Annotated in this window: 12 protein-coding genes and 1 pseudogene; 2 read left to right on the top strand and 11 right to left on the bottom strand. The window is 47.0% G+C overall.

All coding sequences use genetic code 11. The features are described from left to right. The coding region (locus BLT15_RS12420; protein ID WP_234985624.1) for a transposase at nt 1-488 on the bottom strand (488 nt) is incomplete at its 3' end. A 431-nt stretch (nt 489-919) separates the two neighbouring features. On the opposite strand from BLT15_RS12420, the gene BLT15_RS12415 reads away from it, so the two are divergent. Then, nucleotides 920-1,264, top strand: coding sequence for a winged helix-turn-helix domain-containing protein (locus BLT15_RS12415; RefSeq protein ID WP_089762294.1), 345 nt, complete (start codon nt 920-922; stop codon nt 1,262-1,264). 52 nt (nt 1,265-1,316) lie between these two features. Here BLT15_RS12415 and BLT15_RS12410 read toward each other — a convergent pair whose 3' ends face one another. From BLT15_RS12410 to BLT15_RS12395, 4 genes are all read right to left on the bottom strand, one after another. Next, entirely contained in the window at nt 1,317-2,447 is a 1,131-nt protein-coding gene (locus tag BLT15_RS12410; RefSeq protein WP_089762292.1) for a putative sulfate/molybdate transporter, read from the bottom strand. Nucleotides 2,448-2,556: 109 nt separating this feature from the next. Then, nucleotides 2,557-3,309: an ABC transporter ATP-binding protein gene (locus tag BLT15_RS12405; protein WP_089762290.1), complete on the bottom strand. Its 753-nt coding sequence runs from the start codon at nt 3,307-3,309 to the stop codon at nt 2,557-2,559. 1 nt (nt 3,310) lies between these two features. Further along, entirely contained in the window at nt 3,311-4,006 is a 696-nt protein-coding gene (locus tag BLT15_RS12400; RefSeq protein WP_089762287.1) for an ABC transporter permease, read from the bottom strand. A 284-nt stretch (nt 4,007-4,290) separates the two neighbouring features. Next, nucleotides 4,291-5,154, bottom strand: coding sequence for an ABC transporter substrate-binding protein (locus BLT15_RS12395; protein ID WP_089762285.1), 864 nt, complete (start codon nt 5,152-5,154; stop codon nt 4,291-4,293). Nucleotides 5,155-5,282: 128 nt separating this feature from the next. Between BLT15_RS12395 and BLT15_RS13735 the strand changes: the two are divergent. After that, nucleotides 5,283-5,570, top strand: a pseudogene (locus BLT15_RS13735) (phosphodiester glycosidase family protein); the annotation flags it as partial. 401 nt (nt 5,571-5,971) lie between these two features. On the opposite strand, the gene selD reads toward BLT15_RS13735, so the two are convergent. The 6 genes from selD to BLT15_RS12360 all read right to left on the bottom strand — a co-directional run. After that, nucleotides 5,972-7,018 (bottom strand): selenide, water dikinase SelD, encoded by a 1,047-nt coding sequence (gene selD / locus BLT15_RS12385; protein ID WP_427854229.1) that lies wholly within the window; start codon nt 7,016-7,018, stop codon nt 5,972-5,974. A 49-nt stretch (nt 7,019-7,067) separates the two neighbouring features. Continuing rightward, nucleotides 7,068-8,219 (bottom strand): aminotransferase class V-fold PLP-dependent enzyme, encoded by a 1,152-nt coding sequence (locus BLT15_RS12380; RefSeq protein ID WP_089762281.1) that lies wholly within the window; start codon nt 8,217-8,219, stop codon nt 7,068-7,070. A gap of 33 nt (nt 8,220-8,252) precedes the next feature. Further along, on the bottom strand, nt 8,253-8,522 hold the full coding sequence (locus BLT15_RS12375; RefSeq protein WP_089762279.1) for a putative Se/S carrier protein: 270 nt from the start codon (nt 8,520-8,522) through the stop codon (nt 8,253-8,255). A gap of 23 nt (nt 8,523-8,545) precedes the next feature. Then, complete coding sequence (locus BLT15_RS12370) at nt 8,546-8,758, bottom strand: sulfurtransferase TusA family protein (RefSeq protein ID WP_089762277.1); 213 nt, start codon at nt 8,756-8,758, stop codon at nt 8,546-8,548. Nucleotides 8,759-8,814: 56 nt separating this feature from the next. Continuing rightward, nucleotides 8,815-9,870 (bottom strand): YedE family putative selenium transporter, encoded by a 1,056-nt coding sequence (gene yedE / locus BLT15_RS12365; RefSeq protein WP_089762275.1) that lies wholly within the window; start codon nt 9,868-9,870, stop codon nt 8,815-8,817. Between the two features lie 820 nt (nt 9,871-10,690). Then, on the bottom strand, nt 10,691-10,894 hold a 204-nt coding region (locus BLT15_RS12360), incomplete at its 5' end, for an ATP-binding protein (RefSeq protein WP_159429955.1).

The raw sequence follows: 10,894 nt of genomic DNA, 5'->3' as shown, positions 1-10,894 counted from the left end.
TTTCTCTTTTTCAGTTCTTCTTTATCATAATCATGAGGATTGGCAAAACTCTCTACGGCTTTGCCGTCTACTGCCATAACCTCTCCAAAATCATCTATTAATTCCTTTAATTTTTCTACCAGTTCCTCAAACATCTCTTCAATATATTCAAAATGCTCCTCTTCCATTAACTTGTCTAAAAAACGGCTGTAGGCGGAAGCTGAAGGGGTACCATTAGGCAAACCGCATAAATATCTTAGCTGTCCGTTCCTTTTAAGCTCTCTTCTTAAACTCTCAATAGATTCGTGTTCAAATACTATTCCTGCCAGAATTGAATTCCACATTCCTCTGATGGGATTATCGTTCCTGCCGTGTTTTCTCTTTCTTTCAAGATGCTTCATCAGCTTTTCGTCAGGTAAAATCTCTATCACCAGTTTTAGTCTTGCTAAATCTCCCAAATCTTCACATTCACGGTAGCCAAATAGTCTTTTATTTGGTATAATAGCCATAGGGTGAAATTCCTCCTTTTCTGTTTTGGTGATTTCGCTTATTACCATTATATCAAGAATTAGGAGGAATTTCACCCCTTATTTATTTGTTTGGGGTCAATATTTCTGCCTGTCTACTTTATCTTTCACTCATCAACCTATATACCACTACTTCCGGGGTAAATTGATTTTACTACCTCTTTATATCACCGGCATATCATAGCTGATTTTCAACGAAAAAAGCCCAAATTAATATTCAAATGTTTTTTGCAAGATCAGATGCACAATTTTGGGTTTATTTGTAAAAATATGAACCCTTATAAGTTTGATAAAGTTGTTAATGAAATTTTATTGCAGCCCGATTCCTGTTATAATGATATTGTATTTGAGGTTAACTTTTTATCGGAGATTAATGATGATTAAACATAATATTAGCTGTGAGGTGATGATGCATGCAGCCCAGATTAAAACTGTGGATAGAAAACGAAGAAGGCGAGCAGATTGTTGGAGAAGGTCTTTTGCAGCTCCTGCAAAAAATAGAGGAAACCGGATCTCTCAATCAGGCCTCTGCCCGGCTTGATATGTCCTACCGGACTGCCTGGGGAAAAATAGAGAAGATCGAAAACAGGCTGGACAGCAAACTAATTCACAGAGAAACTGGAGGAGGCAAAAAAGGAGGCAGCACTCTGACAGAAAGAGGCAGAAATTTGATGAGAGGTTATAAATCATTTAAAGCCAGAGTTGAGCAGGAGCTGGAAAAGAGTTATGAAGAGGAATTTTTGCAGATAATTGAATAAAGAGAGGCGAAGATTTTAGTTATTATAGTAGCTATTATAGTAGCTATCTGCATTACCAGGTTTTAATCTGTTTTTTGTAAAATCCATATATAGCGGAAATTGCTGCCATCACCAGAAAGGCAATTCCGATATCAGCCAGCAAGGCCAGACCTGCGGTGAGCAAACTGAGCACAGGACGATCGGTCTGCTTACCGGAGCGGGCCAGCTGCAGCGCGGAAAATACCAGCAGGGCCCCCAGAACTCCGTAGGGGAAAAACTCTATCAGCCGGGGTGAAGCGAAAAAGATTCCCATTATCAACAGGATGGTGCCTGAAATAAGGTTGGAGCCTCCAGTCCTGGCCCCGAACCTGTACTGGGCGGCAAGTCCACCGGCTCCGTGGCACATGGGGAAACCACCCAGTGGTACAAACAGAAGACAGAAAGCCCCCATACTTTTAACCAATTTCTCTTCAGCCACATTTTTATTGAAAAGGTCTGTAATCATCAGAGATGTGGCCAGCACGGCATTACCCACGGTCAGGGGCAGCTGGGGAAATGTTCCCCGAATTAGCCCCGGCAAAAAGGTTTCCAGGCCGGGGAGTGCTGGCGGTGATAAGGAGATGATATGCAGAGGGATACCTCCCAGGGTACGAAAACCTATTATAATGCCGATACCCAGAACCACCAGGGAAGATATATCTAAAATAGGCAAAAAGGTAAACCCGACTATGATCAGGGCAGAAATAGTGCCCAGAACCGGATCGCTGAGAATAAAAGCCAGTGACTGCTGGAGCAGAATTGCTGCCAGACCCAGCTGGATGCCCCGGATCAGCCAGCCGGGAATTTTTTCGCGCAGGATAGAGATCCAGCCGCCGAATCCCAGAGCCAGAAGAATAATTCCCATCATAATACCGGCACTTCTGATCTCACCGGCGCTTAATTCTCCGGCGATCGCCACCGCCCCAATAGATTTCATCGGCTCAACCGGCATGGGAAGCCGATAATATAAACCGGTGGCCAGATAGGCCAACCCCATAAATAACAAAATAGGTCCTAAATCCAGTCCGGTAACTACCGCCACCCCGATAATTATGGGGAATAAAGTGCCGAAATCACCTACAGCACCGGCGGCCTCTTCTGCCGTAAAACGAAAATCCGACCAGTTTTGGGGCTGCTGCTTGCTCTTGCTGTTGGACTCTTTCATTGCCTTCCCTCCATAATATGTGAGTTAACTCCAATGATATTTTAATCTGTCTGATATTTTAATCTGTCTTTACATTAGCATCTTCCTGTAGGATCTTCCTGTCTTCAGTTCAGCAGGTCTCCTTATTCAGCAGATCTCCTTCTAAAAATCTCTCGGTCAGTTCATTTTCCGGCGAAGAAAAAAATGTATCCTTATCTTTAACCTCGATAAAACAACCCCGATGCATCAGACCTACACGGTCAGCCAGCCTCCTGGCCTGAAATATATTATGAGTAACCATCAGGATTGCTTTATGTTTCTCTTCGCTGTACTGTTTTATTTTGTCTTCGATTATGCTGATATTGGTGGGATCCAGATTGGAAGTTGGCTCATCGAGCAGCAGAACATCCGGTTCAAAAATTAAAGCCCGGGCTACAGCCACTCTCTGGGCTTCTCCCCCGGAAAGTTTATCAGCCCTCTTATCTATCAAATCTTCCAGCCCGATATCTGATACCAACTCTTCAGCTTTTTGCTCCAGCTCGCGGTCGATTTTGATATCGCGTATCTTTAAAGGATAAAGCACATTTTTCCAGACCGAAGATTTCATAAGAGCCGGTTTTTGAAAAACGGTGGTCACCTTTCTTCTCGTTTTTAAATCAGGCTGATTTTCTCGATCAAATTTCCCCCCGTTAAAACTGATAATTCCTGTGGTGGGTTTTTCTAAAAAGTTCAGCAGCCGCAGGAAGGTGCTCTTTCCCGCTCCACTGGGACCTACCAGCCCGAAAACTTCGCCCTGATGAAGTTCAAATTCATCCAGGCTCAAAACTTCTTTGCCATCATATTTTTTACTCAAATTTTTCACGCTGTATACCGAACCCGACATGTTATTTTATCTCCCTCTGCTGAAATTTCATCATAATAATATTGGTGATAAAAGCTATAGCCAGCAGAATAATACCCAGTGCCAGGGCCAGCCCAAATCGTCCCTGGCGGGTTTCCAGCATTATAGCAGTAGTCAACACCCGGGTTTTTCCTTCTATATTGCCTCCCACGAGCATGACAGCCCCTACTTCAGAAATCACAGCTCCAAAACCTGCAGCTATAGCCACAACAGCCCCCAGTTTTGCTTCTTTTATTACCGCCCAGTACAGCTGTTTTTTGCTGGCTCCCAGGGCCCGCATCTGTATTATCAGGTTATCATCAACGCTCATGACAGAGGTCATGACAAAACTGGTAACCAGGGGTAGAGCCAGAATTGTTTGCGCGACGACTATAGCTCTGGTTGTGAAAAGCCAGCCCAGCTGGCCAAAGGGTCCGCTGGCGGAGAACAGAATGAAAACAAACAGACCTATCACCACCGGGGGAAAACCCATGCCGGTATAGAGCAAGGCTGTAACTATTTTTTTGCCGGGAAAATCAACCATGCCCATCAAAGTCCCCAGGGGGACTCCTATGACAATAGAGAAAAACAGGGCTGTTCCCGTTACCTGCAGGGAACGGATGATGATTTCCAGCACCTGGGAGTCCAGGTTTATCAATAAGTGCAGTGCTTCTATTAGCCCTTCAAATAATGTACCCATGAAATACCTCCGGATTTATCACTGGGTTCTTCTTACCCTCAATCGTTAAAATATAAAGCTTTGTTCACTATAAATTTTTTTCTCATTAAAGAATTCAATAAAGAAGGAGAGACTCCTTTCCTGTCATCCGAATAGGTCCGATGAGGGTTTAATATATTTTACCAGGGAAAGGAGCCTCTCAGCGATCGAACGAGCAGTGGATGCAAGCATGCAGGCGATTTATGGCAGATTCCTGAATTTGCCGGGGAAACTAATAGTGCCAGTCAGGACAGAAATTTCAGGGCTTAGAAAAGACCGGGCAGGAAGAGAGGTTCTCCGTAATCCTCAACCCCAAATTCACCTATCATATCCTGAGTTTCTCTTTCCAGAAAAAACTTGACGAGCCCAAGGGCTCCCTCATAATCGACATCATGCGTCTCAGGATTGACGGGCATGATGCTGTAAGGATTATCGAGCTCTTCCGGGCCAGCAAAAATTTCTTCCAGATTGTTCAGCTCATCCTGCATGGAGAGAAATGTTCCCCTGTCGGTTAAAGTATAGGCGCCCATTTCATTGGCCGCGGTCAGAGTAGGGCCCATGCCCTGACCCAGGCTATTGTACCAGCTTCTGCCCTCTACCTCTGCTTCCAGAGCGATTTCCGCTGCCTGCCAGAGCTGCTCCTCCTGAAAATGAGTGCCCGATCCGTCACCACGGGAGGTAAAGGTCAGCTCGCCGGCTTCTCCCGTCTCTTTGATGGCGTACATGGCCTCTTCGGTGGTATCCAGCTCTGCCAGACCGGCCGGATCATCTGCAGGCCCCACAATTATAAAGTCATTGTTCATTATGTAATATCTATCGGTTCCATAACCATCTTCCACAAATTCCTTTTCCAGCTCAGGTGCGTGCACCAGCAGCACATCGGCATCGCCCCGGCGGCCAGTCTCCAGAGCCTGACCGGTTCCCACCGCTATCACATCTACATCATAGCTCGTTCTCTCCTCAAAGACCGGCAGAAGCTCACCCAGAAGTCCCGAGTCTTCGGTGCTGCTGGTGGTGGCCAGTGTTAAGGATTCTGCCTCCACCTGCATAGTTACTGCCGCTCCCATAAAGATCATTAAAACCAGAACCAGAGTAACCGCAATTCTTGCTTTGAAATTAAAAATTGACATAGTTATATCACCTATTTTGCTGGTATTATGTTGGGACAAACATAACAATCCCAAAAAAATATGTTTTTTAAACATATCCCGTCTAAATATATTATTCTACGCCGAAAAATAATTTCCTCCCCTACTTTGTGAAAAATTTTATAGCCTCATCTATCAACCACTATAAATTTTATGATGTGGATAGGACCCGGGCAGCTCGCATGATGCTGGGGATTACCGCTGAAGGTGAGCTGGGTATCATCGCTGTGGAAGGTCGGTCTTTAGCTGTGGATTCCGCTGGAAATTGTGATGGGATGTCCACGGAGATAGGTATGTCCGCCGGAGCGACACTGTCCGAGCTCGCTGAACTGGCCCGAAAACAGGGTTATTATTATGCCCTCAATCTCGATGGGGGCGGGTCGGCCAATCTTCTCTATGCAGGTGAGCCCCTGATAGAAAGAGCTGCGCTCATGGGGCAGGAATATGTTACTCACGATCAGGAAGAAACCATGAGTCTTTCTGATAGAGTTGTTGTTATGAACCAGGGAGAAATTAAACAGATAGGAACTCCCAAATAAATTTATAACCAGCCTGAAAATGAATTTATAGCAAATTTTATGGGCATAAAAAATGGCTGAACCAGATCTGCTGGTTCAGCCATTTTTTAAATTTGGAGAGCAAAATATTAAAATCAATCTCATCTACTGCCCCGCCAATCCTATCCGGCTTCTCACAGGGCTCTCAGCGGGCCCAGCCCCCTGCCAGTACTGGCAGGGGGCTGTTTGGTTTCGGTCAGGGCAAAGATGGCTCCGATCCCGGCAGACCAGGCTCTTTGACCTTACTCTACCACGATGCCGGGCTCAGAGTCTGTAAACCGGCCAATAATTCTGGCCGTTTCACCTGCATCCAGCAGCAGATCGCGGGCGGATTCGGCCTGGCCAGCAGGCAGAGCCAGGAGCAGACCGCCCGAGGTCTGGGGATCATAGATCAGATCATTCAACAGCATTTCTGCGGAAGCGTTATCCGTAATCTCCACGCTGGAGGAAAAGGTGTCACGGTTTTTATGCAGTCCGCCAGGTACCAGACCCATATTTATAAATCTGGGAACCTCTGCAAAATAAGAAAGTTTGTCACCAAAAACCCTGCAGCCGACACCGCTGGCATTCAGCATCTCCAGCAGATGACCTGCCAGGCCGAAGCCGGTGACATCTGTGGCTGCCTTAACTGCAAAATCATCTCTAAGCTCGAGAACCGCTTCATTGAGGCGCAGCATGGAACGCACAAATTCTCTGTCAGCAGCTCCCTCGATCATATCAGCTTTGAGGGCGGTGGCCATGATTCCGGTGCCGAGTTGCTTGGTGAGAATTAACTTATCTCCGGGCTCGGCGCCGCCGTTGGAGATAATATCTTCGGGGGGAGCTGTGCCCACAACCGAAAGTCCGTATTTGGGCTCATCATCCTCGACGGTATGACCGCCCCCCAGAATAGCACCGGACTCTTTGGTCTTCTCCACACCGCCTTTTAATATCTCCTGCAGAACTTCCTTTTCCAGGCTGCCGGGAAAACAGCATATATTCAGCGCCAGCATCGGCCTGCCTCCCATGGCATAGATATCGCTCAGTGAGTTGGCAGCAGCAGCCTGTCCGTAGAGATAGGGATCATCGAGAACAGGTGTGAAAAAGTCGAGACTTTTAATCAGAGCCTGCCCCTCGTTCAATCTGTAGACAAGTGCATCATCGCTATCGGCCAGCGAGATGAGAAGATCCTCATCATCGCTGCTGAAGTCCAGCCCCGCCAGTATCTCGGCCAGATCCTCCGGCCCCACTTTAGCTGCTCAGCCGGAGCTGGAGCTCATTTCTGTCAGCTTAATGCGATCAGCGCTCATAATAAAACACCTCCTGTCACCTGCACCACTGTCAGAATATCAGGCTGGCTCAGCCCAGAATCTCCTTAATAGCTGCCAGCGTTCTATCTATATCATCCCCGCTGTTGAAATGGCCCGTGCTGAAGCGCAGAGCTCCCCGGGGATAGGTCCCAAGCTCCCTGTGGGCCAGAGGAGCACAGTGCAGGCCCGATCTGGTCATGATATCGTATTCCCTGTCCAGCTTTACCGAAAGCTCGGCTGTATCGCCATCACTCCAGGTTATAGAGACCGTGCTCGTTCTTCTCTCCCCGGGTCCGGGCCCCAAAACCTCGATACCCGGTATATCTTCCATTCCCCGGCAGAGTTTTTCTGTCAGTCTTTTCTTTTTCTCAATAATTTGCTCCAGACCTTCATCTGCAAGATATTTAAAAGCGGCATTCAGTCCGGCAATACCGGCGGTATTCATAGTTCCGGCCTCATATTTGTCGGGGAGAACCTGCGGCTGTGTGAGCTTATCTGACTTGCTGCCGGTCCCTCCCTCTATGAAGCTCTTCGTCCGCTCAACCATCTCCGGATCTATTATCATGCCTCCGGTCCCCGGCGGCCCCATAAGACCCTTATGTCCTGTAAAACAGAGAAACTGCGCGTCGAGTTTATCCCAGGGGAAATCGAGACTCCCCGCCGATTGAGCGGCATCGACCATGAGCGGCAGATTGTACTCACCACACCATTCGGACAGGGGGAGGATATCGAGCACAGCACCCGTTACATTTGAGGCGTGATTTATGACCACAAGCGAAGTGTCCTCCCGCAGCAGCTGTTCAAAATCTTCTCTCTCTATGCTGCCGCCGCTGTCAACCGGGAAATAATCTATCTCGATATTCCTCTCCTCCTTCAATCTGTGCAGGGGGCGCAGGACTGCATTATGCTCAAAACGGGTGGTCAGAACATGATCACCGGGCCGCAGATAACCTTTGAGAGCTATATTCAAAGCCCCGGTTACATTGGCGGTGAATATGACGTTTTCGACAGATGAAGCGCCGAAAAAATCGGCAGCAAGCTCTCTCGTTTCCAGCACAAGCCTGCCGGATTCCAGCGATGGTCGATGTCCGCTGCGCCCTGGACTTGCCCCCAGCTCATTGAGATAGCCGCTCACCGCCTCGACCACCGGCCGGGGCCGGGGATGGCTGGTTGCGGCATTATCCAGATATATAGAAGCCATCTAATCCTCCTTTCCCGTTATCTAGCTTCACAGCTAAAACTCCAGCTCCACAAACTCATCCTCGCGGCAGGAATAAAGAGCTTCCACACCTATATCGCTGTTATTCAGAGTCTCTTCGAGATCACAGAGCGCCACCTCATTTACATCCAGGGCCAGGCCGCAGGAAGAACTGATATCGCGCGGCACCGGCCGCAGATGAGCATCGAGCTCGGACTGCTGGCAGATTTTCTCACATCTCATGGCAGCTGAGGTAGCATGAAAAGTAACAAGGAAATCATTGTATTCTTCTTCCGAATCAACCATAGTGCTCACTCTCCTCAGTATCTTTAAGAATTTATATGGAATATATAATTATCCCCTTCAGGCTCGATCTCAAAATCTACATCTTCATTTTCCAGAAAACGGGTGATATTTTCCCGGGCCACCTCGGTATCGATGATAGCTTCAAACTCATCCTTGCTCTCCTCCAGAGCTTCTTTTACCATCATCAGAGGCTGAGGGCAGGAAAGTCCGCTTGTATCCACGGTTTTATGTGACATGACTTTTCCTCCTTATATAATTATTTTAGATTTTAGGTTAAATACCTTCACATCTTCTATTTTCTGTTCCAGCGAATATTGACCACACCGATGATTAGAATAGCCAGGAGTATGAGGACAGCGGCCAGACGTCCGTTGAAAGCAACTCCCTCAGGTGAAGCTGCCAGTCCAAAGTTATGGGAAAAGGCCGCACCTACTATAAGGCCAAAAATGACCAGACCTGCATCCATATCACCTTCACTGGCAAGTATGGTCTGGCGCAGCGGACAGCCTCCCAGCATAACTGCCGTTATGCCCACTATGACCATCCCCAGAAAATTCCAGGTGAATTCATTATGAGCCACGGGCTGATCGGCAAAGCCCAGAGTAAACTGCCCGAGCACCAGATTTCCAGCCAGAGCCAGAAGAAAGATCATTATAATTCCATTGAGCAGATGATTATCACCTATCAGAAACATATCCCTTATAGCACCGGCTGTACAGATGCGGCTGCGCTGGGCCAGCCCCCCCACAACAAGGCCTGCCAGCAGAGCAGCTGATACAGGTGCAAATTCTGATCCCGGGCCGGCCTCACTCAGAAATATGAATTCAGGGCCTGCCAGCCTCAGCACCATAACTCCCAGAAATATCAGGGGTATAACATAGCCGCTGGCAGGTTCCAGATCATAATGGGCTCTGCCCAGAGAAAATCCTTTTCTGAGAAAGACCACTCCGATATATATTCCCGCTATGTAACCGAAAAGACCGCCCAGAGCCGTGAGATCACCGCCGCTCAAACGCAGGATCATCCGCCAGGGACAGCCCAGAAAGACCAGGGCTCCTATGGCCATAAAAGCCCCCAGTAAAAATCTGAGCAGGGGATTGGAACCGGTCCTGGGTTTTAGCTCCCCCCTGGATTTGGCCAGCACAAATCCCCCCAGAACAAAACCGACTATTTCCGGTCTGAGGTTCTGTACTATATCGGCCCTGTGCAGCCCCAGCCCTCCGGCAATATCGCGATAAAAGCAGGCCATACAGATACCCATATTGCTGGGATTGCCCAGATAGACCAGCAGCGAAGCCAGAATACCTATAATTCCTCCAGATAAGATGATGAATTTCCTGTTGTCCATAATCTGATTTCCTCCTTTTATTATTTTTATATATTAATAAGTAATAGCTATATTTATTATAAGTTATGTTTATATGTCGGCATAGCTTTTATAGGCATTAACCTGTATTTCCAGAAGAGCTCTAAAAGATCTCCTCATCTTTATTTTCTCTCTTCACCGCAGAACCCGAATTTTCCGCCATCCTATAGACATTATCAGCAGCTGTCTCATCATCGAGAACGACATCTACAGAATCAAACTCCTCCAGGGCCTGCCTGACAGTGATCGCCGAAGCTTTTTTCCATATATTTTATAATATGAACTTATCGAATATATAAAAGATGCTGATATTTTTCGATACAATTATAGCAAAGAGTGAGAACGAGAACAAGTATAATCTCAATTACAGGTTCTGCATTTCCACCTGGGCTCTGTCTATGATCCTTTATATATTTTTATTATTGTCTTTAACGGACAGACCGCATTTAAAAAATAGATTCAAGCCCTCGACCTGCAGATCGCGGGCTGCCTTCTCTATTATCCCCAAAACCTGCTCTGCCTCATCCCGATCGGTGCGCGGTCTTCAATGTTTAGTTCTTTCTTCTGGAGAGGGAAGGTCACAACAATCCTTATTCGCTTCTGAGAAAAAATTATAATCTCTGGCTGCATGAGGTCGGATAAATGTGTTTGGCAAATAAAAAGTACAGAGTGTGGAAACTAAAAATTACATAGCATCCCAGGTAATGTATTGATGTTGGTTTTGACTTTATGGTTGTGCGGTTGTCCGGGTTGGGAGCGGTTACCCTTCTTTAAAGAAGGGTAACCAAAAAATGTAAATTGCTTATTCTTCTTTGTTTTTGTTTTTCCTGGCCATAGCCTGCTGAAAGCGGTAGCTTTTTCCTGTAAAAGTAAGGATATGAGCATGGTGAACCACACGATCCAAAAGAGCTGTTGTAAGTCTTTCATCACCAAAAACTTCATCCCATCGGCCAAATTCAAGGTTGGTGGTGACAATCATGCTCTGTTTTTCATAGACATTGGAAAC

This window comes from Halarsenatibacter silvermanii, from assembly GCF_900103135.1.
Taxonomy (GTDB): Bacteria; Bacillota; Halanaerobiia; order Halanaerobiales; family Halarsenatibacteraceae; genus Halarsenatibacter; species Halarsenatibacter silvermanii.
Note: the sequence above shows the minus strand (reverse complement) of the source record. Positions and strands in the feature narration are given on the sequence as shown.